Below are 24,617 nucleotides of genomic sequence, written 5' to 3'. Positions count from 1 at the left end.
GGCCGAGGATTACCCCGGAGCACCCGGGGTACCCGGCCGGCATGGCAGAAGCAGAACGAGCCGACGGCGCACAGCGCACCGGACGGCGTCCTCCGCAAGTGGCCGCGCAGGTCGTCGGTGCGGTCTTCCTCGTGGTCGGCGTCCTCGGCTTCATCCCGGGCATCACCACCGGCTACGACGGGCTCGAATTCGCCGGGCACCATTCCGAAGCCCGGCTGTTCGGCGTCTTCGCCGTGTCGATCCTGCACAACCTGGTGCATCTGCTGTTCGGCGTGGTGGGCGTGTTCGCCGCGCGCAAACGCGCCGCTTCGCGGATCTTCCTGATGGTCGGCGGTGGGAGCTATCTGCTTCTGTGGATCATCGGCCTGGCGATCCCGCAGAGCAGCCCGGGGAACTTCCTGCCGTTCAACGTCGCCGACAACTGGCTGCATCTCGGCCTCGGCGTCGGCATGATCGCGCTGGGTGTCTTCACCACCGCGCTCGAACGCAAGGCGGGCGACTATCCGGAACCGGATCTGCAGCACCAGTGAAAACGTCCGGGCCCGCCGTGGAAGCGACGGGCCCGGACGTTCCGATCAATCTCAGACCAGGTCGTACCGGTCGAGGTTCATGACCTTGTCCCACGCGGAAACGAAGTCACGGACGAACTTCTCCTTCGCGTCGTCGCTGGCGTAGACCTCCGCCACCGCGCGAAGCTCGGAGTTGGACCCGAACACGAGGTCGGCGCGGGTACCGGTCCACTTCACCTCGCCGGTCGCGGAATCGCGGCCCTCGAAGGTCTCCGCGTCCTCCGACGTGGCGGTCCACCGGACGCCCATGTCGAGCAGGTTCACGAAGAAGTCGTTGGTCAGCGACCCCGGCTTCTCGGTGAACACGCCGTGCTTGGACTGCTGGGCGTTCGCGCCGAGGACCCGCAGGCCGCCGACGAGGACGGTCATCTCGGGCGCGCTCAGGTTCAGCAGATTCGCGCGGTCGATGAGCAGGTACTCCGTCGGGAGACGGTGCCCCTTGCCACGGTAGTTGCGGAATCCGTCGACGGTCGGCTCCAGCGGGGCGAACGACTCGGCGTCGGTCTGCTCCTCGGTCGCGTCGGTGCGGCCCGGGGTGAACGGCACGGTGACCTCGAAGCCGCCCTCCTTCGCGGCCTGCTCGACGGCGGCGACGCCGCCCAGCACGATCAGGTCGGCGAGCGAGACCTTCTTGCCGCCGGTCTGGGCGCTGTTGAACGCCTCCTGGACACCCTCCAGGGTCCGCAGCACCTGCGACAGCGTCTGCGGGTCGTTGACCTCCCAGTCGCGCTGCGGCTCGAGGCGGATGCGGGCACCGTTCGCGCCACCGCGCTTGTCGCTGCCGCGGAAGGTCGAGGCCGACGCCCAAGCGGTGGAGACCAGCTGCGAGACCGAAAGGCCCGAAGCGAGCAGCTTCTCCTTCAGGGAGGCGATGTCCGCCTCGTCGATCAGCTCGTGGTCGACGGCGGGCACCGGGTCCTGCCAGATCAGCGTCTCCTGCGGCACCAGCGGGCCGAGGTAGCGCTGGATCGGGCCCATGTCACGGTGGGTCAGCTTGAACCAGGCGCGGGCGAAGGCGTCCGCGAACTGGTCCGGGTTCTCGTAGAACCGGCGCGAGATCTGCTCGTAGACCGGGTCGAAACGCAGCGCCAGGTCGGTGGTGAGCATGCCGGGCGCGCGGTTGAGCTTGCCGTCCTCGGGGTCCGGCACGGTGTTCTTCGCCTTGCCGTCCTTCGGGACCCACTGGTGGGCGCCCGCCGGGCTCTTGGTCAGCTCCCACTCGTACTCGAAGAGGTTGTGGAAGAACCAGTTGCTCCACTGGGTCGGGGTCGGCGTCCAGGTGACCTCGAGACCACTGGTGATAGCGTCGCGGCCCTTGCCGCTGCCGAAGGTGTTCTTCCAGCCCAGGCCCTGCTCCTCGATCGAGGCGCCTTCGGGCTCGGGGCCGACGTACTTGTCCGGGTCGGCCGCGCCGTGCGTCTTGCCGAAGCTGTGGCCGCCGGCGATCAGCGCGACGGTCTCCTCGTCGTTCATCGCCATCCGGCCGAACGTCTCGCGGATGTCGCGGGCCGCGGCCAGCGGGTCCGGGTTCCCGTTCGGGCCTTCCGGGTTCACGTAGATGAGACCCATCTGCACGGCGGCCAGCGGGTTCTCCAGCTCGCGGTCGCCGGTGTAGCGCTCGTCGCCGAGCCAGGTGCGCTCGGGACCCCAGTACACGTCCTCGTCCGGCTCCCAGACGTCGGCGCGGCCACCGGCGAAGCCGAAGGTCTTGAAGCCCATGGTCTCCAGGGCGCGGTTGCCGGTGAAGATCATCAGGTCGGCCCACGAGATCTTGCGGCCGTACTTCTTCTTGACCGGCCAGAGCAGGCGGCGGGCCTTGTCCAGGTTGCCGTTGTCCGGCCAGCTGTTGAGCGGGGCGAACCGCTGCATGCCAGCGCCCGCGCCACCGCGGCCGTCCTCGATGCGGTAGGTGCCCGCGCTGTGCCACGCCATGCGGATCATGAAGCCGCCGTAGTGGCCGAAGTCCGCGGGCCACCAGTCCTGCGAAGTCGTGAGGACGGCGTCGACGTCCTTCGCGAGCTCGGTGAGGTCGAGGGTCTTGAACTCGGCCGCGTAGTCGAATCCGGCGTCCATCGGGTCGGACGCGGCCGAGTGCTTCCGGAGGATCTTCAGGTTGAGCTGGTTCGGCCACCAGTCGCGGTTGCCCGCGCCTTCGGTGGGGTGGTTGCGGCGGCCCGACGAGAGGGGGCAGCCGCCCGCGCTCTCTTCGTTCATTTCGCCGATGACGGCGTCCGGGCTGTCAGACACGGGAATCCTTCCGGGAATCAGAACTGCAGGGCTCAGGAACGGGGTTCGATGGCACAGTCGGGACACAGGCCCCAGTAGATGACCTCGGCCTCTTCGATCACGAAGCCTTGGTCGTTCGACGCGGTCAAACAGGGTGCGGGACCGACGGCGCAGTCGACGTCGGCGATGGCACCACAGGTCCGGCACACGACGTGGTGGTGGTTGTCCCCTACCCGGGACTCGTACCGTGCCACGGATCCCGACGGCTGGATCCGCCGTACGAGACCCGCGGCGGTCAGTGCCCGCAACACGTCGTAGATGGCCTGGTGAGAGACCTCGCCGAGTTCCGCGCGCACGGCCCCGATGATCGAGTCGGTGTCGGCGTGCGGGTGGTCGCGTACCGCTGTCAGCACGGCCACCCTGGGACGCGTCACGCGCAGGGAGGCCCCGCGCAGCATCCGCTCGAAGTCCGGGGTCGTGGGCACGGCCGCAGTCTGGCCCATTTTCTGGAATGAATCAAGTTCTTGCGTCCCGGGCGTGTCCCCGCCCACGCCGGCCTCGCGAGTGGCTAGGACGGCTCGGTGGCGCGGACTGGGCTTGACTGGGGTTGCGAAAGCCACTTTCGAGACGTCTGGTGTCCCGAAAGTGGCTTTCGCGACACCGCCTCCAGACCCCTGGCGCAGGATCGACAGCGGCCGGGAGCCAGTGGACACGAGGAGATCCCGTCACTCGTCGCGCGCCAGCAGTTCCCGGACCCGTTCCTGCAGCACCTCCCTCGGGTACGCGTTCACCTGGGCGCCCGCCATGCGCACCGGGTCGCCGAAGAAGAAGTACTCGTACAGCGACTCCCGTCCGGCGAAGCTCGAGACCGACGCGTCGAACGCCAGCTTGAACAGCCGAGCGCGGTCCTTGGCCGGCAGCGTGGCCGACTGGAGGTACGTGTCGATGTCGGGACGGCCTTCGGCCTCGAAGTCCGCTTCACCCGGCAGGGCCATGAGGCCGGAGGCGGAGAACTTGCGGATGATCTCGGTCAGCCGCGGCGAGACCTTCGTGGGGTACCAGTTCCGGGCGGCGTTGAGGACTTCCCACTTGGGCAGGAAGACGCCGTCCTCGCTGAGTTTCCCGTCGGCCTCGGCCGCGCGCAGCACGGCCTTCTCGATCTCGACGTAGGAGATCAGCTCCGACAGGTCCTGCTGGATGTGCTGGAAGCCGCCGATGCCGATCGCGGCGGCGATCTCACTGGCGAGGCCGAGGTAGAACTCCGTCTTGGCCAGCGTGCGCGTGACGACCTGGTGGGTCATGAGCGCGCCGGCGCCGGTCTCGGAGTACCAGGCGTTGCACAGTTCCGGGTGCCCCAAGAGGAAGACCCGCTCGTTCGGGACGAAGACGTCGTCGAACACCACGACCGCGTCCATCTCCTCGAAGCGGGAGGCGAGCGGCTCGTCGAAATGCGATCGGCCGTGGTCGAGCCCGGCCCGGCAGAAGTACTTGAGGCCGGGCGCGTCGTTCGGGACGGCGAAAGCGTACGAGTACGGCGCGTCCTCAGGAGTACCGCGCAGAACCGTCGACGGGAAGACCAGGAGTTCGTCGGCGATCGGCGCGATGGTGGCGAGCATCCGGGCGCCGCGGACGACGATCCCGTCTTCCCGTTCCTCGACCACCTTCGCCGACAGGTTGCCGCCACCCTGCTGGCTGCCCGACACCGAACGGTTGACCTGCGGCGGGATCAGGGTGTGCGTCGCGAGGAGATCGTTCTCGCGCGCCATCTCGTAGTACTTCTGGATGCGTTCGCCGTAGACGGGATCGGCCTGGGAGAAGAACTTCTTCGCGGTCGAGAGCGCGGTGAGCGACGAGTTCATGTAGTCGCCGGTGCGGCCGAGGAAGCCGTTGGAGTACTGGGCCCACACGGAGAAGGCGGCGCGACGGCGCTTGAGGTCTTCCTCGCTGCGCGGCACCAGGAACGACGTGCCGACCCGCTCCCCCGTGGTCGGCGATTCGTAGGTCAGGACGTCACGGTGCGCCGGATCGTGCTGGAGGTCGAACAGCTTCGCGTAGGTCAGCGCGTTGTTGCGGAACGCCGGGTGCTCGGCGACCTTCGAGGTCACCTTCTCGCCGTCGACGTACAGCTCCGGCGTCATCGCGTTGAGCTTGTCGAGGTACTGCTGTCCGGTACGGGCTCCCATGTCGTGCTCCTTCTCGGGTGGACGTCGTTGTCAGAACAGGGATTCGTGGCCTTGCGCGGATTCGTGGATGGTCGAGAACTGCCCGTTGACGAAGCCGAGCGCGTCGCCGGAGCGGTAGTCGAACTCCTGCACCTCGCCGAGGAACAGGGTGTGGTCGCCACCGTCGTAGGCGGCCCACGGCGTGCAGTCGAACCAGCTGAGGACGCCGCCGAGCCGCGGCGCGTGCCCGCCTTCGACCCACGTCGGCGCGCCTTCGGGGGTCGGGCGGCCGGCGAAGTTCATCGCCAGCGCCTCCTGTTCGGCTCCGAGGACGTTGACCGCGAACGGGCGCCCGGCGAGCAGGTCGTGGCTTTTCACGGTGCGCTGGATGGAGACGAGCACGAGCGGCGGATCCATCGAGACCGCGGTGAAGGAGTTCACCGTCAGGCCGTGCCGTTTCGTGGCGGCATCGAAGGTCACCACCGCGACACCCGTCGCGAACCGGCCGAGGCAGCCGCGGAAGAACTGCGCGGGCGGCCGGTACAGGCTCGATCCCGGCGAGAAACTGGTTTCGCGTGACATCATGACCATCCCGCCTGTTCCTGTTCTATAATCGAACAGCCAGTTCAACTATCGAAATGGATCGTATACGATGATTTCGGAGTCCCGCAAGACCGCGAGCACGTCCCAGACGCTCAGCCGCGGCATCCGTGTCCTCGAAGTCCTTGCCGACGCCCAAGAACCGCTCAGTGTCGACCGGATCGCCGAACGGCTCGGGGTGCACCGCTCGATCGCGTACCGGCTCATCCGCACCCTCGAAGAGCACGGGCTCCTCACGCGGGAACCCGCCGGGAAATACGAACTGGGCGCGCGATTGGCCGCGCTCGCGGCAGGCATCAAACACGATCTGCAGGCCGCGGCCTTGCCAGAACTGACGGCGGTCGCGAACGAACTCGGCATGACGTGTTTCGTGGCGGTGATGGACCGCGAGGAATGCGTGACCCTGGTCAGCGTGGAACCCCGGCACGCCGTCGCGTCCGTCGCGCAGCGCCCGGGGTCCAGGCATCCGTTCACCGCCGGCGCTCCCGGCCGCGCGATTCTTTCCCAGCTACCGGAAGAGGACTGGCCGGAGGGGATCAAGGAAGTCACCGACCGCGGCTACGCGGACAGCCACGGCGAGGTGATCGAGAACCTCAGCTCGGTGGCCGTGCCACTCCCCCTGCGCGGACACGCTCCCGCGGCGCTCGCGGTCGTCTACCTGTCCAGCACGCGAACCCCCGCCGAGCTCGCGGAGCGGCTCAAGGCGGCGGCGAAGGCCGTCCGTGACGCTCTCGGCGGGTGAGCGTCACGGACGGCGGGATCACTTCGAGAAGCGCAGCGGGCTGACCGCCTGCTCGGCTTCGTGATCCGGCCCGAGCGGGATTCCCGACCGGTCACGCAGCAGCAAGGTGGCGATGAGGCCGATGACGGTCATCCCGCCCAGATAGACGGCCACGGACACCGACGTGCCGGTCGCGCCGACCAGCGCGGTGGCGATCGTCGGCGCGAACGCGCCACCGAGGATCGCGCCGAGCGCGTACGAGATCGAAACACCGGAGAACCGGATCGACGCGGGGAACAGCTCCGCGTAGAACGCCGCCTGCTGGCCGTAGGTGAACCCGAGCCCGACGCTGAGGATGATCAGGCCCAGCGCCAGCAACACGATGTTCCCGGTGTCCACCAAGGGAAAGAGCAGCGCGACGCCGGCGAGCTGCGCGATCCAGCCGACCACGTAGGTGCGCCGCCTGCCGATCCGGTCGGACACCGCGCCCGCCGCCCACGTCGAGAGCAGCCAGGTCGCCGCCGACGCGGTCACCGCCCACAGCACCGGGCCGCGGTCGAGCCCGATCGGGCCCTTCGGGTTGGTCGCGTAGTTCTGGATGTAGCCCCCGGTGGTCATGTAGCCGACGGCGTTGTTGCCCGCGAACACCAGCGCGGCCACCAGAACGAGCACGGCGTGTTTGCGGAACAGCTGGATGATCGGGGTCCGGGTCTGCTCGCGGCGTTCGGCGATCTCCCGGAAGACCGGGCTTTCCTCGACGCGGCGCCGCACGTAGTGGCCGACCAGGATCAGCCCGACACTGAGCAGGAACGGGATCCGCCAACCCCAGTCGAGGAACGCCTGCCCCGGCACGAGCAGGCTGGTCAGCGCCAGGACACCGGAGGCCAGCAACAGCCCGAGCGGGACACCGATCTGCGGCGAGGCGCCGAAGAGTCCCCTGCGCTTCGACGGCGCGTGCTCGACGGCCATCAGGACGGCGCCACCCCATTCACCACCCGCCGAAACGCCCTGCAGGATCCGCAGCAGGATCAGCAGAACCGGCGCGAGGACACCGATCTGATCGAACGTCGGGAGCACGCCGATCAGCGTGGTCGCGACGCCCATCAGGATCAGGGTGAGCACCAGGACCACCCGGCGGCCGTACTTGTCGCCGAAGTGCCCGGCGAGGAACGCGCCGAGCGGACGGAACAGGAAGCTCACGCCCACCGTGGCGAAGGAGACGAGCGTGCTGTTGGCACCGAGGCCGGAGAAGAACAGTTTGCCGAAGACGAGACCGGCGGCGGACGCGTAAACGAAGAAGTCGTACCACTCGACCGTGGTGCCGACGACGGTCGCGAACGCGACCCGGCGCCGATCGGAAGACGGTGGAGCGGTCCGGCCGGGCGTGCGTTCATCCTGCGCTGGATTCGACACCTTGACTCCTTTGACATAGGCCTGACGCGAGTGGCGGCCCGCAGGGATCCCCGGGCGAGGCGAAGGCCACTCGGTGACCGCCTTGCCACTGTGGCACGGAATCATATACGTTATTAGATACGAAGCAAGGGTCGAGGATTCAGGGGAACATGGGCACTTACGAGGCAGCATCGCCTTCCGGCCGCGCGTCCGGTCCGCTGGACACCCGGCCGGGCAAGATCATCGCCGTCCATCTCAGTTACGCGTCCCGCGCCGAGCAGCGCGGGCGGCGGCCGGCGAACCCGTCGTACTTCTTCAAGCCGTCGAGCTCGATCGGCACTTCCGGTGGCACGGTCGAACGTCCGGCGGGCACCGAACTGCTGGCCTTCGAAGGCGAGATCGCGCTGGTCATCGGCACCACGGCCCGCTGGGTGAAACCGGACAAGGCATGGGAGCACGTCGCCGCGGTCACCGCCGCGAACGACTTCGGCCTCTACGACCTGCGCGCCGCGGACAAGGGCTCCAACGTCCGTTCCAAGGGCGGCGACGGCTACACCCCGCTCGGCCCCGGCCTCATCGACGCGCGCGACATCGATCCCTCGTCGCTGCGCATCCGCACCTGGGTGAACGGCGACCTGGTGCAGGAGGACAGCACGGCCGGGCTGCTGTTCCCGTTGCGGCAGTTCGTTTCCGACCTGTCCCAGCACTTCACGCTCGAACCTGGCGACGTCATCCTCACCGGGACCCCCGCCGGCTCGACGGTGGTCTCCCCCGGTGACGTCGTCGTGGTCGAAGTGGACGTTCCCGGCACGTCCCTCAGCAGCGGGCGGCTCCACACCACCGTCACCCAGGGCATCCGGTCCTTTTCGGACATCGGCAGCCTGCCCGAGGTCGACGACAAGCAGCGCGCCGAAGCTTGGGGAACTTCTGCCGAAGCGGTCGAAGAGAACTCGCCAACACTCAGCGAGGAACTGCGCGCCAAGCTTCTTCGCGCACCCGTCGCGGGTTTGTCGGCGCAGCTGCGCAAACGCGGGCTGAACAACGTCGCGATCGACGGCGTGCGCCCGAATCTGCCCGGCTCGAAGGTCGTCGGCACGGCGAGGACGCTGCGTTTCGTCCCGAACCGCGAAGACCTCTTCAAGTCCCATGGCGGCGGTTACAACGCACAGAAACGCCTGTTCGACTCTGTCGGCGCCGGCGAAGTGATCGTCATCGAAGCCCGCGGTGACAAGGGTTCCGGGACGCTCGGGGACATCCTGGCGCTGCGGGCGCGCTACCTCGGCGCCGCCGGGGTGATCACCGACGGCGGGGTCCGCGACTTCGAGGCCGTCGCCGCGACCGGCCTGCCGGTGTTCTCGCAGGGCCCGCATCCGGCGGTCCTCGGCCGCAAACACGTGCCGTGGGACACCGACGTCGCGGTCGCCTGCGGCGGGGCCACCGTGCTGCCCGGCGACATCATCGTCGGCGACGACGACGGCGTGGTCGTCCTCCCGCCGTCGCTGGCCGAAGAGATCGCCGACGCGGCGCTCGTCCAGGAGGACGAAGACGCTTGGATCGCCGAGCAGGTCGGACAGGGCCGCCCGATCGAGGGGCTCTTCCCGCTGAACCCGTTGTGGCGGGAAAGGTATGAGGCATGGCAGAAGAAGCAGTGAAGACGACCAGCAAATCCGAACTCGCCTACGAGTGGCTGCGTGAGCGGATCGCCCGGCACGAGTACGGACCCGGCTACCGGCTCGTCCTCGCCGAGATCGCCGGCGCGCTCGACATGAGCGTCGTCCCGGTGCGCGAGGCGATCCGGCGGCTGGAGGCCGAACGGCTGGTGACCTTCGAGCGCAACGTCGGCGCGCGCGTGGCGATGGTGGACCAGAACGAGTACGTCCACGCGATGCAGACCCTCGGTGTCGTCGAAGGTGTCGCCACCGCGCTGTCCGCGCCGCAACTGTCCGAAGAGAACATCGCGCGGGCGCGGCGGGTGAACGAGCGCATGATCGCGCTGCTGGACCACTTCGACGCGCACGAGTTCACCGCGCTGAACCAGCAGTTCCACTCGCTGCTCTTCGAATGCTGCCCCAACCCGCAGATCCTCGACCTCGTGCACCAGGGCTGGACCCGGCTGTCCGGGCTGCGCGACTCCACGTTCGCGTTCGTGCCCGACCGCGCGCACCGGTCGGTCGAGGAACACGAAGAGATCCTCCGGCTGATCATCGAGAAGGCCGATCCGCTCGACATCGAATTCGCCGCGCGCAATCACCGCTGGGCCACCATGCAGGCCTTTTTGGACGCTCGAGAGCGCGCGAACCGCTGACTGAGGAGGGCTAGTCTTGACCACCACCACTCCCCGGCCGATCCCGGACGGTGTCCCGGAGCGGATCCGGCACTACATCGGCGGCGAACTCGCCGATTCGGCCGACGGCGCCGTCTTCGACGTGCTCGACCCGGTCACCAACGAGGTCTACGTCCAGGCCGCCGCGGGGAAGAAGGCCGACATCGACCGCGCCGTCGCCGCCGCGCGGAAGGCGTTCACCGAGGGGCCTTGGCCGAAGCTGCTGCCGCGTGAGCGGTCGCGCGTGCTCAACCGCATCGCCGATCTCGTCGAGTCGCGGGACAAGCGGCTGGCCGCGCTGGAGAGCTTCGACTCGGGTCTGCCGATCTCGCAGGCGCTGGGCCAGGCGCGCCGGGCGGCGGAGAACTTCCGGTTCTTCGCCGACCTGATCGTCGCGCAGGCCGACGACACCTACAAGGTGCCCGGCCGTCAGATCAACTACGTCAACCGCAAGCCGATCGGCGTCGCCGGCCTGATCACGCCGTGGAACACGCCGTTCATGCTGGAGTCGTGGAAACTCGCGCCCGCGCTCGCGACCGGCAACACCGTCGTGCTCAAACCGGCGGAGTTCACCCCGCTTTCCGCGTCGCTGTGGGCGGAGATCTTCGAGGAGGCCGGGCTGCCGCCGGGCGTGTTCAACCTCGTCAACGGCTTCGGTGAGGACGCCGGCGACGCGCTGGTGAAGCATCCGGACGTCCCGCTCATCTCGTTCACCGGCGAGAGCGGCACCGGCAGCCTGATCTTCGGCAACGCGGCACCGTTCCTCAAAGGACTGTCGATGGAGCTGGGCGGCAAGTCGCCCGCCATCGTCTTCGCCGACGCCGATCTGGAGACCGCGATCGACGCGACGATCTTCGGCGTCTTCTCCCTCAACGGCGAGCGCTGCACAGCGGGCAGCCGGATCCTGGTCGAGCGCGCGATCTACGACGAGTTCGTAGAGCGCTACGCCGCGCAGGCCAAACGGGTCAAGGTGGGCGACCCGAGCGACCCCGAGACCGAGGTCGGCGCGCTGGTGCACCCCGAGCACTACGACAAGGTCATGAAGTACATCGAGATCGGCAAGACCGAGGGCAGGCTCGTCGCCGGCGGCGGCCGCCCGGACGGCTTCCCGACCGGGAACTACGTGGCGCCGACGGTGTTCGCCGACGTCAAACCGGACGCCCGGATCTTCCAGGAGGAGATCTTCGGCCCGGTCGTCGCGATCACGCCGTTCGACAGCGAAGAAGAGGCGCTGGAGCTCGCGAACAACACGAAGTACGGGCTCGCGGCCTACGTCTGGACCAACGATCTCAAGCGGGCGCACAACTTCGCGCAGTCCGTCGAGGCGGGCATGGTGTGGCTCAACTCGAACAACGTCCGCGATCTGCGCACGCCCTTCGGCGGGGTGAAGGCGTCCGGGCTGGGACACGAGGGCGGATACCGCTCGATCGACTTCTACACCGACCAGCAGGCGGTGCACATCAACCTCGGCGAGGTGCACAACCCCGCCTTCGGCAAGGGCTGAACCCGTTCCCCCGTCCACAAAGGATGACGCAATGAAGCCGATCCCCACCCCTAAATCACCGCCGCCGGACGTCCTGCGCTGCGCGTACATGGAACTCGTCGTCACCGATCTGGCGCGGTCGCGTGCCTTCTACGCCGACGTCCTCGGCCTGACGGTGACCGAGGAGGACGAGACCACGGTCAGCCTCCGTACGATCGACGAGTTCATCCACCACAACCTCGTGCTGCGCCAGGGTCCGGTCGCCGCGGTGGCGGCCTTCTCGTACCGGGTGCGGTCGCCGGAGGACCTCGACAAGGCCGTCGCGTTCTACACGGAGCTGGGCTGCCGGGTCGAACGCAATGAGAACGGGTTCACCAAAGGCATCGGCGACTCGGTGCGCGTGCAGGACCCCCTCGGCTTCCCGCTCGAGTTCTTCCACGACGTCCAGCACGTCGACAGGCTCAGCTGGCGCTATGACCTGCACGTCCCCGGCGCGCTGGTGCGGCTCGACCACTTCAACCAGGTCACGCCGGACGTCCCGCTCGCGGTGAAGCATATGGAAGACCTCAACTTCCGTGTCACCGAAGACATCCAGGACGACCAGGGCGTCACGTACGCGGCTTGGATGCGCCGCAAGCCCACCGTGCACGACACCGCGATGACCGGCGGCGACGGGCCGCGGATGCACCACGTCGCCTTCGCCACGCACGAGAAGCACAACATCCTGTCCATTTGCGACAAACTCGGCTCGCTGCGGATGTCGGACCACATCGAACGCGGTCCCGGCAGGCACGGCGTCTCGAACGCGTTCTACCTGTACCTGCGTGACCCGGACGGGCACCGCGTCGAGATCTACACGCAGGACTACTACACCGGCGATCCCGACAACCCGGTGGTGACCTGGGACGTGCACGACAACCAGCGCCGCGACTGGTGGGGCACGCCGGTGGTCCCGTCCTGGTACACCGACGCCTCGCTCGTGCTCGACCTCGACGGCAAGCCGCAGCCCGTGGTCGCGCGGACCGAGGAAAGCGAACTGGAGGTCACCATCGGCGCCGACGGCTTCTCCTACACCCGCAAGGGCGACGACGAAGGCGAATTGCCGGCGTGGAAACAGGGCGAGTACAAACTCGGCAACCAGCTCTGAGGCGGGGACATGCTCGAACAGGAAACGATCGCCGCGATCGCCGACGAACTGGCGGCCGCGGAGGAGGCCCGGGAGACGATCCCGCTGCTGACGGCGCGCTATCCGGACATGACCGTCGAGGACTCTTACGCCGTGCAGAACGAATGGCGGCGCCGGGGTATCGCGGCGGGACGCCGTCCGGTCGGGCGCAAGATCGGGCTCACGTCGAAGGTCATGCAGGCCGCGACCGGGATCACCGAACCCGACTACGGCGCAATCTTCGCGGACATGGTGTTCGAGAACGGCTCCGTGATCGAGCACGGCCGGTTCTCGAACGTGCGCATCGAGGTCGAGCTGGCCTTCGTCCTTCGTGACTCCCTCTCGGGGCCGGGCGCCACGGTGTTCGACGTGCTGCGGGCGACCGAGTACGTCGTGCCCGCGCTGGAGATCCTGTCGTCGCGGATCGAGATGGCGGGCCGGACCATCGTCGACACGATCAGCGACAACGCCGCCATGGGTGGGATGGTCTACGGCGGCAACCCGGTAGCCGTGGACGCCGTCGACCTGCGGTGGGTTTCGGCACTGCTGTACCGCAACGAGACCATCGAGGAATCCGGAGTCGCCGCCGCGGTGCTGAACCATCCCGCGAACGGCGTCGCCTGGCTGGCGAACAAACTCGCCCAGCACGGTGACAAGCTCGATCCGGGCGACATCGTGCTGGCCGGGTCGTTCACGCGGCCGATGTGGGTGCACCCGGGCGACACCGTGACCGCCGACTACCGGGATCTGGGGGCGATCACATGCCGCTTCGTCTAGATCCGCCGTTCCGGGATCGGCTGGGCGAGCGGCCGCTGGTCGGCATGTGGGTCACGTCGGGCAGTCCGGTCGTCGCGGAGATCTGCGCGGGCTCCGGGCTCGACTGGCTGCTCGTCGACACCGAGCACTCCCCCGCCGGGCTCGAGACGGTGCAGTCGTTGCTGCAGACGATCGCCGCGTATCCCATCACGCCGATGGTGCGCGCCCCGTCCGGTGACGCGGTCGCGCTGAAGCAGCTGCTCGACCTGGGCGCGCAGAACCTGCTGGTGCCCATGGTCGACAGCGCGGAGGAGGCGGAGGCCGTCGTGCGGGCCGTCCGCTATCCGCCTCGTGGCGTGCGCGGTGTCGGCAGCGCTCTGTCGCGGTCGGCGCGCTGGAACCGAGTCGAGGACTATCTCGCGAAGGCCGAGGAGTTCACGTCACTGTTCGTGCAGATCGAGTCGACGGCGGGAGTCGCGGCGGCCGCCGAGATCGCCGCTGTCGATGGCGTCGACGGGGTGTTCGTCGGGCCGTCCGACCTGGCCGCCTCGATGGGCCTGCTCGGAAAGCAGACGCACCCCGACGTCACCGCGGCCGTCTTGGGCACCTTCGAGGCCGTTCGCGCGCAGGGAAAACCGGTCGGCGTCAACGCTTTCGACCCGGCGCAGGCCCAGCGTTATCTCGACGCCGGTGCTTCGTTCGTGCTGGTCGGCGCCGATGTCACCCTGCTCGCTCAAGGTTCGGAGGCCCTCGCGAGGCGGCATCAGGCTTAAGGTCTTGGCATGCTCCCGTGGCTGCTCGACTCCGACCCCGCCCTGCGCTGGCAGGTGGAACGCGACCTCGCGCACGAGCCGCCGGAGGTCTGGGAGGCGACTCGGGCGCGGATCGCGACCGAAGGTTTCGGCGCGCGGCTGCTCGCCCACCAGGACCCGGACGGCCAGTGGGCGAGCGGCGCGTTCTTCCCCGCCGGGTTCACCGGCGCGGAAGGCGAGCAGCCGTGGACCGCGACGACGTGGTCGCTCAACACCCTGCGTGAGTGGGGCATGGACGCCGCGGCCCTTTCCGGGACGGCCGAACTCCTCGCTCGGAACAGCCGTTGGGAGTACGACGATCTCCCGTACTGGGGTGGCGAGGTCGACTGCTGCATCAACGCGTGGACCCTCGCGAACGGTCTGTGGCTCGGTGCCGACGTCGCCCCGCTCGTCACCTGGTTCTCGGAGCATCAGCAACCCGATGGTGGCTGGAACTGCGAGTGGGTCTCAGGTTCCCAGCGCTCGTCCGTGCACTCGACGCTGAACTCGCTCAAAGGCCTGCTCGCCTTCGAAACCGCGACCGGTGGCACTCCGGCTTCGCGGGCCGCGCGGCGCGCGGGTGAGGAGTACCTGCTGGAGCGAGGCCTGTTCCGGCGGCTGTCGACGGGTTCGGAGATCGCGCCGTGGATCACGGTCTTCGCGTATCCGTTCCGCTGGTTCTACGACGTGCTGAACGCGGCCGACTACTTCCGGGAGGCTTCGCTGCACGATGGTACGGCTCCGGATCCGCGAATGGCCGAAGCCGTCGAACGCATCCGTGCCGCACGACAGCCGGACGGGACCTGGCTACAGGCCCATCGGCACGCCGGGAAGGTGTGGTTCGAGGTCGACGTCGCGGCGGGTGAGCCCTCGAAGTGGCTGACGTTGTATGGCAGCCGGGTGCTGAACTGGTGCGACGCCGCGGCGTAGGTCGGAGTTCGTGGGTTTGGTGCCGGGTCTTCTGGTTGTGGCTGCGGTCGGCCGCCGTTCCGGCCTGGCGGGAGCTACACAGACGCGATGATCGCCAAGCATCAGCGTCCACCGCGATTCATGCCGTCCGAGGCTCCGTTCTACCCGTGGGCATGCCGAAGGGCCCGTCGCCGGTGTGGCCGACGGGCTCCTCGGGTTCAGCGGTGATGCAGGGTGTTGCGGCGGGGTTGTCGGAGCGGATCCCGGTATTGGGGCGGGATGAACTCGGGTAACCCATCGGCGGCCATGCGGACTTCCCAGTCGCCGTGGTGGATCAGCCGGTGGTGGAACCCGCACAGCAGCACCAGATTCCGAAGATCCGTGGGTCCGCCGTCTGCCCAGTGCTCAATATGGTGGGCGTGGCAATTCTTGGGTTTCCGATGACAGCCCGGGAACGCGCAGCCACCATCGCGGATGTTCAACGCGCGCCTTTGCCCTGGGGTGACGAAGCGTCGTAGCCGTCCCACATCCAGGGGTTCTCCGGCGGCGCTCATCACGACCGGCAACATCAGGCAATCGCAAGCGGCGAGCCGGGCTTCGCGGGCGGTCATCGTGCCGACGAAGTCGAGGCAGGCGGTGCCGAGGCCGGATTTGAGTTCGTCGAGTCCGATGGTGACGTTCACGAGGGTGCGGTAGCCGCTGGTACCTGGCTGGTCGGGGCAGGCGATCGCGAGGTCGAGGAGGTCGGCCCAGGCGTCGCCCAGGCGTTCGCATTTCATCCGCAGGTCGGCTTGGCCGAATTCGTCGACCGGCCGTGGTTGGGCGTAGGCCTCGAGTGCGGCGGCGGTGCGGGCACCGGTCTCGTCGTCCAGGAGGCCGGTGAGTTTCCAGAACCCGTCCCTGCGGCGTTCCAGTGTGATCTCGCGGCGTGGTTCTTTGGGTTCGGGGTCTTGGGGTTCGTTGCCGTCGGGGTCCAGCCAGCCCAGCAGGTTCGCCTCAGCCTTGGCGAGCTGCTGCGGACCGGCGGTCGGGGCCAACTCGGCGAGGATCTTCTCCGCGACCGCCCGATCCTCAACCGAGGTGTCAGCAGGCAGCCTCTTCAAGATCTCCAGGATCTGGTCGATCCGCTCATCCCCGACCAAACCTTCCGCGGCGACCGCGGCCGTCTCGGGTGCCACGGCCGGGGCTTCGGTGCCATCCAGGTTCCGCGTCGGATTCAAAGCGACCGCCCGCTTCACCACCGCACCCGCCTCAGCCCGCGACAACCCCGCCATCTCCGCGAACCAACTCGCCGTAGTCCCATACCCGAACAAATCTTTCGCACCCCGAGACTCGACCTCCGCAAGAAACCGCCCCAAACCCGCGGCGGCCATCCTGATCACCCGCAACGACTGCAGCACACCATGCGCAAGCTCCAGCTTGCCGGCACGCCACAACTCCTGCGGCAACTCAGGGAGGAAGGTCTCGGACACGCCTTCATGATACCAAACTTCATCGAACAGGTGTTCGTAATTTTAAGCAACAAGCGAAACGCGCGCGCAACACTGAAGGGTGAATCCGTCACCAAGAGCGGTTCACTCTGAGCACGTCTCGCAATTAGTCGACTAATTGCGAAGTAAGCCGAGCATCTCAAGTCCGCTCGCGAAACGTGCCCTGGCCAGAGGCCAACCGAAAGCCGGGGCCGCAGCCACTCGCCCAGCCTCCCACAAGCGTTGCGAAAGCCACTTTCGCAACCCTCAACGTTGCGAAAGTGGCTTTCGCAACCCCACCGCGAGGACCGCCGGAGGCGACACCCTCCGATCCACAGGGCATTAACGCGACCCAAGCAAAGCACCCGAACCACCGCAATTAGCCGACTAATTGCGAAAGGGCGACCTCAAGCCACCTCGATCACCCGAGAGCGCCCAGGCAGCCGGAGCGCGGCCGCGACACCACCGACGGCGACAAGACCGACGAACCCGAACACGACCCCGAAAGCCAAGCCCGGCCGCGATTCGAGGCCCGCCAGGATCGCGCCGGTCGCCGCCACCCCGGCCACCGCACCCACCTGCCTGACCGTGTTGAACAGACCAGAGGCACCGCCCGCGACAGCGGGGTCGACGGACGCCATCGCGATGGCGGACAGCGGTGACCACGCCATCGCGTTGGCAGCGCCCAGCAGCGCGGCGCCCACCGAGATCCACCAGGGATTCAGGTTCAAGACCACTACCAGCCCGATGAGCAGAAGGCTCGTCGCGAGAAGGCTCATGCCGAGTATCGCCGGCCGGCGCCCGCCCACCCGGTCGACCCAGCGGCCGGCCGGTGGCGACAGCAGGATCGCGACGACGGCGTCCGGCGCGAGGACCATCGCGGCCTCCATCGGGCCGAAACCACGGCTGTCCTGGATGTAGAGCATCGTGGGCAGTGCCATCGCGAGAACCGTCGCACCGAGCGACGCCATCGCGAGGCTCGCGGACAGATACCCGGGCGAGCGATAGAGCCGCAACGGCGCGAGGGCGTCCTCGCCTTGCCCGCGCTCTCGGAACCAGAAACAGACGAGCAGCGCGACGGCGAGGGCGGCCGCGGGCAGCGAAAGCGGGCTCCATGACAGCAATGCCCACACCAGAAGACTCAAACCCGCCGTACTCGACACGGCTCCGAGCAGATCGAAGCGTGTCGCACTTCCTTGGCTTCCCGGAATCAGGCGGATGCCCACGACCACGGCGATGACGCAGAGCGGCACGTTGACCCAGAAGATCCAGCGCCAATCCAGGCTCGCTGTCAGCAGCCCGCCCAGAATGGGCCCCAGCAAGGTCGCGGCCGCCGCCACCGAGCCCCAGATGCCGAACGCGCGACCCCGCTCGTCTTCGGCGAAGAGCCGCCGGATCAACGTGAGTGGTTGCGGTGACATCGCGGCCGCGGCCAGGCCTTGCAGGATCCGGAACGCGATGAGCCAGCCGATCGACGGCGCGATCCCGCACAGCGCCGAGGCGACGCCGAAGCCTGCCATGCCGAACAGGTAGACACGTTTGGGGTCGAAGAGATCGCCGAGACGACCGGCGACCAGCAGCGGAACCGAAAACGCGAGCAGGTAACCCGCCGTCACCCAGAACAACGCGGCGACGTCCCCGCCGAGATCGGCTTGGATGCTCGGGCTCGCCACCGCGACAATGGTCGTGTCCAGCAGAAGCACGAAGAATCCCGCGAGCAGGGCCGCGAGCCCGCCCCACCTCGAGGAACCCATGTCACACACCTTATCCACGCGAAACAGCGAGTCTTCGCCATGAGCGCTCTTCCGCGCGGCGGACGCCCCGCCGAGGCCCTGGCCGCCGTCGAAACGAGTATCGAAGACCGATGGCGGTTGTTCCTCGCGGAATACGGGGTGGTAGCCGGGACCAGTGACGAGGTCGACCTCGCCGAATCGGTCGTCGCCGACACTTCCGTGTTCGAATGGCGGGTCGTCGACGCCGCCTTCGACAGGCTGACCTGCTCCGACTGCGGCAACGGGCTCGGCTCGGGGCCCGTCGGCTGCGGGAAATGCGACCAGGCCGACGGGTTCCGTTTCGCGGCCATCGAAACCGACCGGCCCGCCACACCGCCGGGCACCGAGCACGGTCTCCGCGTCGCCACCGCGGTCGCCCGCACCCGGCACCGCTACGGCGCGCGGGCGCGCTGCGGTTTCGAACTCGGTCTTCCGCTTCTCCTCGACGGCGAACTGCCCGGTACGCCTCAAGCGCAGGCTTACCGGGCAGCGATCAACAGGCTCACGGAAGAGGAATGCGAACTCGTGACCTCGTTCGACGAGGTCACGCGGCTCAGTAGTCGTCGCGTCCGGTGAACTGCTGTTCCAGCAGCTCCGCCGAGCCCGCGACGAGTTCGAGCGGGTCGGTGAACTCGTTGATGTCGAGGTTCACCAACGGCAGGGAATGGCGCAGCACCAGGTGCTCGCCCATGACCACCAGTCCCCCGACGACGATCGTGTTGCCGATCTCGGTCAGCACGGTCGTGAGGTCGACCTGGTCGACGCGCGCGAACGGCGTCGCGATCTGCACCCAGTCCTCGCGGCGGTCGAAGACCTCCCGCGCGATGACCACGGTCTGGGCCCGCTCCTCGTAGTCGTCGTCACCGTAGGACAACCGGATGCGGATTTCGTCCGGTTCGTCCTTCACCACCCGATATTCGTGCCGTACGAACGCGACCAGATCGGCCCATTCCGCCATGAATTCAGTCTCCCTCGCAGTCGAAGATCAAGACTAGCGACTGCCGCAACTCGTGAGTGGTAAGGACGGTTAGAACCGTCCTTACCACTCACGAGGCGCAAAAGGTCAGCCGCCGGTCGGCACCCCCGCCCGCGCTTCCTGCTGCGTCAACGGCCGGAGCGACAGCGTGTACTCATACGTGCTGTCCGGTTGGACCTGGCTGCGTTCCCGCACCGGGTTCGGCGTGTCACCGACGCCGGTCACCGCGTGACTCGCGTGCAGGGTGAACCAGCCCTTGTTGCGCTGCAACTGGAAGGGATACGCCGCCCGGTCGAGATCGTCGAACGGTGTCACGCTGACGTCGTTCGCGCCGCCGACCAGCAGGCCACCGGTCCGGCCGTCGGTGAGCAGCGCCCACCGGCTGTCGGTGTGGTTTCCGTGGTCCTGCGGCCGGTGGTACTCGACGTACTGCTGGTCCACCGTGCTCGACTGCACGCCGATCGGCGTCCCGTCCTTCCGGTCGACGTAACTCTCGGCTTTTCGCCCATACCAGGCGAACCGGTCGTATCGGTCCGGTACCGCGAGCGAGACACCGATCCGGGGCAGATACGGCAGAGTGCGCACACTCCCCTGCGGAATCACCCGATTGCCGAGGCTCAGCGTCCCGGTCCGGTCGACGGTGTAGGTCATCGTCTGGTCGAACCACGCCCCGGTGACGTCCGGCGCCGCGACCCGGCTGTCGACGATCACCCGCACACCGCGCGAGCCGTCCTTCTCGACCCGCACTCCGGTGACCGTGGTCTTCAAGCGGTCCAGGCCCGCTTTGCGCCAGTCCTCGCCCTCGGCCCTGCCCCAGGCGAAGGTCTCGTTGCTGATGGGGGCCCGCCACGCGTCGAGCTTCGGCCCGGCGGTCAGCAGTTCCTTGCTCTGGTGCCGGATCGACGCCAGCGCACCGGTGGCCTTGTCCACCCGGTACGTGACACCGGCCGCCGACGCCGTCACCGAACCCGCGTCCTCGACGACGCCGACGGACTTCCCGTCGAGCGGCGACCGGTCCAGGCCCGGAACCCGCTTCCCGCCGAGAGAGAACTGGTCGTGGGCCAGGACGTGTCCCCGCGCGAGCATCGGCTCGCCCTGGGTCGTCACCGCCTCGACGGTGAGGAACCGCTCCCGGTCCGCGGGATTCGGCGGCACGGGTACGGCGATCCGTCCGGTCGTCCCGGCGCCGACCCGCAACGGCTGCTCGCCACGGGCGACGATCCGGGAGCCTTCCTGGATCCGCCACCGCAGGTTCAGCTCGTCGGTTCCCTTGAACTGCCGTTCGTTGGTCACCGACAACGAACCACCCGAGTAGGCGAACCGGAGCGGCTGATGCGCCCACGCCATCTGCGCGGTCTCCGGCTGCGCCGAACGATCCGAGTCGATCAGACCGTCCACACCGGACAGACTGGAGCCGTAGGACAGGTGGCTCCCCCGGTCCGCGACGCTGTCGAAGTCCAGCGCCAGGACGGCACCGCCGGCCGGAGTGGAGCCGGACAGCTCCGCGGCGGACAGCGGCTTGTCGTAGATCCGGACGTCGTCGACCGCGCCGCGGCCCATCCAGCCGATACTCGACGGATCGTTCCACGACGTCTCGAAGTCACGGCCGATGTTGACCTCCGCCGAGGACGAATCGATCGCGCCGGTGAACGGTTTGCTCCCGATCTCCTTGCCGTCGAGGAAGAGCCGCAGGGCGGTTCCGTCGTAGGTACCGCTCACCCGGTGCCAGTTGCCGTAGAAATCGGCGGGCACCTTCGCCTGCACCGCCTGCCACGTTCCACTGTGGATGAAGAACTCCAGCGTGTCCTGCGTCTTCATCTTGAGCGCGTACTGGTGGTCGCCCTTGCCGAGGATGCGGAAATCGCCGGTCCACTTCCCCGGTTTCACCCAGGCGTCCAGGGTCAGCGCCTTCCCGGTGATGTCGAGCTTCCGGTCGCGGTAGACCTCGACGAAATCGTCCAGCCCGGACAGCGCCAGCGCCTTGCCACGATGACCGTCGACCAGCTCCGGCTTCCCGCTGAGATGCGCCGAAATGTCGTTACCCGACGAATCGGGCGTGATCCGGATGCGCTGCCGGATGTTCTGCTCCGCCCAGTCCCAGATGAACCCGCCCTGGGTCTGCGGATTCGCCCGGATCGTGTCCCAGAACTCCCGGAAGTTGCCGAGGCTGTTGCCCATGGCGTGGGCGTACTCGCCGAAGATCAGCGGCTTGGTGGTGTTCTTCGCCTGCTCCTCGAACTTCTCCGGAGACGGATACCGCGGCCCCCACACGTCCGCGAACGGCGCGTCCCCGTCCGGGCTGTTCGACTGGTGGTAGATCGGCCGCGTCGGTTCGTTCGCGTCCAGCCATTCCGCCAGCGCGAAGTGATGCGCGCCGAGGCCTGCCTCGTTGCCGGTGTCCCACAGGAAGACGCTCGGGTGGTTCTTGTCCCGCTCGACCATGCCGATCATGCGGTCGAAGAACGCGTCCCGCCAGGCCGGGTCGTTCGCCTGGCAGTACCGGGCGCAGTTCTCGTGGTTGTGGGTCTCGATGTCGATCTCGTCGTCGATCCAGAGGCCGTGCCGGTCGGCCAGCTCGTAGAAATAGGGATCAGACGGATAGTGCGAGGTGCGGACCGCGTTGACGTTGAGCTGCTTCATCAGCGCGACGTCCCGTTCCTGCGCGCGCCGGGGCACGTGCCTGCCGTGGTCGGGGTCGGTCTCCGCCCGGTTGACCCCCTTGAACAGCACCCGTTTCCCGTTGACCAGCAACTGTTTGTCGCGGATCTCGATCTCACGGAACCCGACCGTCTCGCTGGTGATGTGCGTGACGCGGCCGTCGGGCGCGGTCAACGTGAGCACCGCCGTATACAGGTTCGGCGTCTCGTCGGTCCACTTCGCCGGATTCCGGACGAGCAGGCTCAACGCGGTCTTGCCACCCGCGTCGACCTCCCCGCTCGTGGTCCCGACTTCCTTGCCCGCCGCGTCACGCAGGCTCAGTCCGGCACGATGCTTGCCCGTGGTCCCGCCGGGTTTGGTGGCGACCTCGACCGCGGCCTTGAGGGTGGCGTCGGTGTAGGTCGAGTCGAGGTCCGTCGTCAGTCCGACGTCCTGGATGAACGTCCGCGGCGCCGAATGCAGGGTCACCGAGCGGAAGATGCCGGAGTACCGCCACTGGTCGACGTCCTCCAGGTACGCACCCGCGCTCCAGCGGTGCACCTGCACGGCGATCCGGTTCGGGCCAGGGCGCAGCGCGGAGGAGATGTCGAACTCCGCCGGCGTGTAGCCGCCCTGGTCGTAGCCGATGTACTTCCCGTTGACCCAGACGAAGTACGCCGACGTGACACCCTCGAAGCGCAGGAAGGTCTCTCGTTCCGTCCAGTCCGCGGGCAGGGTGAAGTCGCGGACGTAGGCGCCGGTCGGGTTGACGTCACGTGGGACGCGCGGCGGGTCGTCGGGCTGGATCTCGGTGGCGATGTTGCGGAAGATCGGGTGGTCCAGACCGTCCGTCTGCCAGGTGTGCGGGACGGACACCTCGCGCCAGCGCGACGCGTCGTAGCCGTCCTCGTGGAATCCCTTCGGGACCTGCGACGGGTTGTCCGCCATCGCGATCCGCCACTTGCCGTCGAGCGACTGGGTGTACGGACTGCGTTCATCGCGGCGGGCCGCGGCGGAGACGTCGGCGTAGGGGCGAAGGAAGGCGTGCGGTGGCTCCTGTCCTTCGGCGACTTTGCGTGGATCGTCGAGATAGGACTGGACGTCGGCGGCCGCCGGAGCGGCGGCCGCTACGAGGGTCCCGGCGAGCATCGCCAGGACCACGACGATGGGGCGTGTTCGCAGCACTGCGTTCAACCTCCCAGAGAGTTCAGCTGAGCCGGAAGCTGACCCGTTGACGATCCCGCACCGCGGTACCGGGGCGGAAGACCAAGATCCTTCCCTTGTCGTGGGCCAAATAGGTGGCAGGTTCACCCGCGAGGCGGAACGACACCGCCAGCCGGTCGGAAAGACCAGGCACCTGGGTGAAACTCGCCGCCCGGCCGTACGCGTCGCTCTCGTCGTACGGGTCGATCCGCACGGTCGTCGCGTCCACGACCCGGACGTACCGATCCGGGAAGTTCACCGACTGCAGCGCGACGGTGCCCGCTCCTCGGAACCCCGCCACGATGCGGAACTGCGAATCGGCGAGCTCGCGGACGTTGCCGTCGGCGGTCAGCCGGTACTCGTAGTGCCGCACGTACAACGCCGGGTCGTCCAACGGGGACAGACGGACGCAGGGGCCGCCCTTGCCCACTGGGACACCGAAACTCGGTGTCCCGTCGTCGTTCCAGTACAACCGCTGCACCCGGGTGTGCCGGTTCGGGTCGTACAACGGGTCGCCGGTGATGTCGCGGTAGTCGCGGGCGTGGTACACGAGCACGTCCGAGCCGTCCTCGGCGACGGTGAACGAGTTGTGCCCCGGCCCGTACTGCCGGGTGGCCTCGTTCGTGGTGAACACCGGCTGCGGTGACTTCGTCCACGACCGCGGGTCGAGCAGGTCCGAACGTTCGTCCGCGGTCAGCAGGCCCATGCAGTACCGGGCGTCGGTGGCACTCGCCGAGTAGGTCATGAACACCCGCCCGTTGCGGATGAGCACCGCCGGCCCCTCGTTGACCTTGAAGCCCTGGATCTCCCAGGGCAGGGTCGGCACCGCGAGCCGGACGGGATCACCCTTGAGGGCCAGCGGTGAGGCCATCTCGGCGAGGTACAGGTTGCTGTTCGTCGCGATCCCGGGTTCGCTCTGCGCCCAGGCGAAGTAGCGTTTGCCTCGATGCTCGAACGTCGTCGAATCGAGCGTGAAGGTGTCCCATTTGGTCACCATCTGCCCGCGCAACACCCACGTGCCCGCCCGCGGATCGTCCGAAGTGGACTCCAGCACGTACGTGCGGATGCGGAACACGTCGTCGGAGTCACCCGCGGCGAAGTAGACGTACCAGCGTCCGTCGATCCGGTGCAGTTCCGGCGCCCAGATGTGGCCGCCCATCTTCCCGGACGACGGACGACGCCAGATCGTCGTCTCCCTGGCGGTGGCCAGGCCGTCGATCGTGGCGGCGCCGCGCACGACGATGCGGTCGTACTCGGGCACCGAACCGGTCAGGTAGTACATCCCGTTCACCGGCCGGGTGATGAACGGGTCGGCCCGCTGTTCGACCAACGGGTTCCGGGTGGTCAGCGACGCGGGAGCGGCCTCGGCGGCTTGGGCCGTACCCGGCACCAGGCTGCCGACGGCGGTGACGGCCAAGAGCCCGCCTCCGGCTTTGAACAGGTCACGACGGTCGATGGTCATG

The 24,617-nt window shown here is 68.0% G+C and carries 20 protein-coding genes; 10 read left to right on the top strand and 10 right to left on the bottom strand.

The window, feature by feature from the left end:
- Positions 1-41 precede the first annotated feature (41 nt).
- On the top strand, positions 42-530 hold the full coding sequence (locus tag NQK81_RS44685) for a DUF4383 domain-containing protein (RefSeq protein ID WP_257486344.1): 489 nt from the start codon (positions 42-44) through the stop codon (positions 528-530).
- Between the two features lie 51 nt (positions 531-581).
- Here NQK81_RS44685 and katG read toward each other — a convergent pair whose 3' ends face one another.
- From katG to NQK81_RS44665, 4 genes are all read right to left on the bottom strand, one after another.
- Positions 582-2,816, bottom strand: a complete 2,235-nt coding sequence (gene katG, locus NQK81_RS44680) for a catalase/peroxidase HPI (protein ID WP_257486343.1) — start codon at positions 2,814-2,816, stop codon at positions 582-584.
- Positions 2,817-2,848: 32 nt separating this feature from the next.
- Positions 2,849-3,280: a Fur family transcriptional regulator gene (locus tag NQK81_RS44675; protein WP_257486342.1), complete on the bottom strand. Its 432-nt coding sequence runs from the start codon at positions 3,278-3,280 to the stop codon at positions 2,849-2,851.
- 240 nt (positions 3,281-3,520) lie between these two features.
- Positions 3,521-4,978 (bottom strand): 4-hydroxyphenylacetate 3-monooxygenase, oxygenase component, encoded by a 1,458-nt coding sequence (gene hpaB / locus NQK81_RS44670; protein ID WP_257486341.1) that lies wholly within the window; start codon positions 4,976-4,978, stop codon positions 3,521-3,523.
- Between the two features lie 30 nt (positions 4,979-5,008).
- Entirely contained in the window at positions 5,009-5,539 is a 531-nt protein-coding gene (locus NQK81_RS44665; RefSeq protein WP_257486340.1) for a flavin reductase family protein, read from the bottom strand.
- Between the two features lie 70 nt (positions 5,540-5,609).
- Here NQK81_RS44665 and NQK81_RS44660 point away from each other — a divergent pair, with 70 nt between their 5' ends.
- Positions 5,610-6,299 carry an IclR family transcriptional regulator gene (locus NQK81_RS44660; RefSeq protein ID WP_219151565.1) on the top strand — a complete coding sequence of 230 codons (690 nt, stop codon included), beginning with the start codon at positions 5,610-5,612 and terminating at the stop codon, positions 6,297-6,299.
- A gap of 18 nt (positions 6,300-6,317) precedes the next feature.
- Here the strand turns inward: NQK81_RS44660 and NQK81_RS44655 are convergent, their stop codons facing one another.
- Positions 6,318-7,691, bottom strand: coding sequence for an MFS transporter (locus tag NQK81_RS44655; protein ID WP_257486339.1), 1,374 nt, complete (start codon positions 7,689-7,691; stop codon positions 6,318-6,320).
- Between the two features lie 149 nt (positions 7,692-7,840).
- On the opposite strand from NQK81_RS44655, the gene NQK81_RS44650 reads away from it, so the two are divergent.
- Genes NQK81_RS44650 through NQK81_RS44620 form a run of 7 tightly spaced genes read left to right on the top strand, consistent with a single transcriptional unit; the run spans position 7,841 to position 15,118 of the window.
- Complete coding sequence (locus NQK81_RS44650) at positions 7,841-9,322, top strand: fumarylacetoacetate hydrolase family protein (protein WP_257486338.1); 1,482 nt, start codon at positions 7,841-7,843, stop codon at positions 9,320-9,322.
- Positions 9,304-9,975 (top strand): GntR family transcriptional regulator, encoded by a 672-nt coding sequence (locus NQK81_RS44645; RefSeq protein ID WP_257486337.1) that lies wholly within the window; start codon positions 9,304-9,306, stop codon positions 9,973-9,975. The genes NQK81_RS44650 and NQK81_RS44645 overlap by 19 nt, the downstream gene beginning before the upstream one ends.
- A gap of 16 nt (positions 9,976-9,991) precedes the next feature.
- Positions 9,992-11,497, top strand: a complete 1,506-nt coding sequence (gene hpaE, locus NQK81_RS44640; protein WP_257486336.1) for a 5-carboxymethyl-2-hydroxymuconate semialdehyde dehydrogenase — start codon at positions 9,992-9,994, stop codon at positions 11,495-11,497.
- A gap of 31 nt (positions 11,498-11,528) precedes the next feature.
- Entirely contained in the window at positions 11,529-12,623 is a 1,095-nt protein-coding gene (gene hpaD, locus NQK81_RS44635; RefSeq protein WP_257486335.1) for a 3,4-dihydroxyphenylacetate 2,3-dioxygenase, read from the top strand.
- 9 nt (positions 12,624-12,632) lie between these two features.
- Entirely contained in the window at positions 12,633-13,418 is a 786-nt protein-coding gene (hpaH, locus tag NQK81_RS44630; RefSeq protein WP_257486334.1) for a 2-oxo-hept-4-ene-1,7-dioate hydratase, read from the top strand.
- Positions 13,403-14,170, top strand: coding sequence for an HpcH/HpaI aldolase family protein (locus NQK81_RS44625; RefSeq protein ID WP_257486333.1), 768 nt, complete (start codon positions 13,403-13,405; stop codon positions 14,168-14,170). Before hpaH ends, NQK81_RS44625 begins: the two co-directional genes overlap by 16 nt.
- Positions 14,171-14,179: 9 nt before the next feature.
- The gene (locus NQK81_RS44620) at positions 14,180-15,118 is read left to right on the top strand and encodes a prenyltransferase/squalene oxidase repeat-containing protein (protein WP_257486332.1); all 939 of its coding nucleotides are present in this window, start codon (positions 14,180-14,182) and stop codon (positions 15,116-15,118) included.
- Between the two features lie 197 nt (positions 15,119-15,315).
- Here the strand turns inward: NQK81_RS44620 and NQK81_RS44615 are convergent, their stop codons facing one another.
- Together NQK81_RS44615 and NQK81_RS44610 are read right to left on the bottom strand one after the other, a co-directional pair.
- Positions 15,316-16,569 (bottom strand): HNH endonuclease signature motif containing protein, encoded by a 1,254-nt coding sequence (locus tag NQK81_RS44615; RefSeq protein ID WP_257486331.1) that lies wholly within the window; start codon positions 16,567-16,569, stop codon positions 15,316-15,318.
- Between the two features lie 404 nt (positions 16,570-16,973).
- On the bottom strand, positions 16,974-18,320 hold the full coding sequence (locus NQK81_RS44610; protein ID WP_257486330.1) for an MFS transporter: 1,347 nt from the start codon (positions 18,318-18,320) through the stop codon (positions 16,974-16,976).
- 39 nt (positions 18,321-18,359) lie between these two features.
- Here NQK81_RS44610 and NQK81_RS44605 point away from each other — a divergent pair, with 39 nt between their 5' ends.
- On the top strand, positions 18,360-18,914 hold the full coding sequence (locus NQK81_RS44605) for a hypothetical protein (protein ID WP_257486329.1): 555 nt from the start codon (positions 18,360-18,362) through the stop codon (positions 18,912-18,914).
- On the opposite strand, the gene NQK81_RS44600 is transcribed toward NQK81_RS44605, so the two are convergent.
- The 3 genes from NQK81_RS44600 to NQK81_RS44590 all read right to left on the bottom strand — a co-directional run bounded on the left by NQK81_RS44600 (position 18,892) and on the right by NQK81_RS44590 (position 24,616).
- Positions 18,892-19,296, bottom strand: a complete 405-nt coding sequence (locus tag NQK81_RS44600) for a hypothetical protein (RefSeq protein WP_126735010.1) — start codon at positions 19,294-19,296, stop codon at positions 18,892-18,894. The genes NQK81_RS44605 and NQK81_RS44600 overlap by 23 nt on opposite strands.
- A gap of 105 nt (positions 19,297-19,401) precedes the next feature.
- Positions 19,402-23,136 carry a glycoside hydrolase family 2 TIM barrel-domain containing protein gene (locus NQK81_RS44595; protein ID WP_257486328.1) on the bottom strand — a complete coding sequence of 1,245 codons (3,735 nt, stop codon included), beginning with the start codon at positions 23,134-23,136 and terminating at the stop codon, positions 19,402-19,404.
- 22 nt (positions 23,137-23,158) lie between these two features.
- Positions 23,159-24,616, bottom strand: coding sequence for a family 43 glycosylhydrolase (locus NQK81_RS44590; protein ID WP_257486327.1), 1,458 nt, complete (start codon positions 24,614-24,616; stop codon positions 23,159-23,161).
- Between the last annotated feature and the right edge of the window lies 1 nt (position 24,617).

Source organism: Amycolatopsis roodepoortensis (assembly GCF_024628825.1).
Taxonomy (GTDB): Bacteria; Actinomycetota; Actinomycetes; order Mycobacteriales; family Pseudonocardiaceae; genus Amycolatopsis; species Amycolatopsis roodepoortensis.
The sequence above is the reverse complement of the archived record's forward strand: the minus strand, read 5'-3'. Positions and strand labels throughout refer to the sequence as shown.

Coding starts and splice junctions, on each gene's coding strand:
- NQK81_RS44685 (WP_257486344.1), top strand. CDS start 42: ATGGCAGAAGCAGAACGAGCCGACGGCGCACAGCGCACCGGACGGCGT.
- hpaB (WP_257486341.1), bottom strand. CDS start 4,978: ATGGGAGCCCGTACCGGACAGCAGTACCTCGACAAGCTCAACGCGATG.
- NQK81_RS44665 (WP_257486340.1), bottom strand. CDS start 5,539: ATGTCACGCGAAACCAGTTTCTCGCCGGGATCGAGCCTGTACCGGCCG.
- NQK81_RS44660 (WP_219151565.1), top strand. CDS start 5,610: ATGATTTCGGAGTCCCGCAAGACCGCGAGCACGTCCCAGACGCTCAGC.
- NQK81_RS44650 (WP_257486338.1), top strand. CDS start 7,841: ATGGGCACTTACGAGGCAGCATCGCCTTCCGGCCGCGCGTCCGGTCCG.
- NQK81_RS44645 (WP_257486337.1), top strand. CDS start 9,304: ATGGCAGAAGAAGCAGTGAAGACGACCAGCAAATCCGAACTCGCCTAC.
- hpaD (WP_257486335.1), top strand. CDS start 11,529: ATGAAGCCGATCCCCACCCCTAAATCACCGCCGCCGGACGTCCTGCGC.
- hpaH (WP_257486334.1), top strand. CDS start 12,633: ATGCTCGAACAGGAAACGATCGCCGCGATCGCCGACGAACTGGCGGCC.
- NQK81_RS44625 (WP_257486333.1), top strand. CDS start 13,403: ATGCCGCTTCGTCTAGATCCGCCGTTCCGGGATCGGCTGGGCGAGCGG.
- NQK81_RS44620 (WP_257486332.1), top strand. CDS start 14,180: ATGCTCCCGTGGCTGCTCGACTCCGACCCCGCCCTGCGCTGGCAGGTG.
- NQK81_RS44610 (WP_257486330.1), bottom strand. CDS start 18,320: ATGGGTTCCTCGAGGTGGGGCGGGCTCGCGGCCCTGCTCGCGGGATTC.
- NQK81_RS44605 (WP_257486329.1), top strand. CDS start 18,360: ATGAGCGCTCTTCCGCGCGGCGGACGCCCCGCCGAGGCCCTGGCCGCC.
- NQK81_RS44600 (WP_126735010.1), bottom strand. CDS start 19,296: ATGGCGGAATGGGCCGATCTGGTCGCGTTCGTACGGCACGAATATCGG.
- NQK81_RS44590 (WP_257486327.1), bottom strand. CDS start 24,616: ATGACCATCGACCGTCGTGACCTGTTCAAAGCCGGAGGCGGGCTCTTG.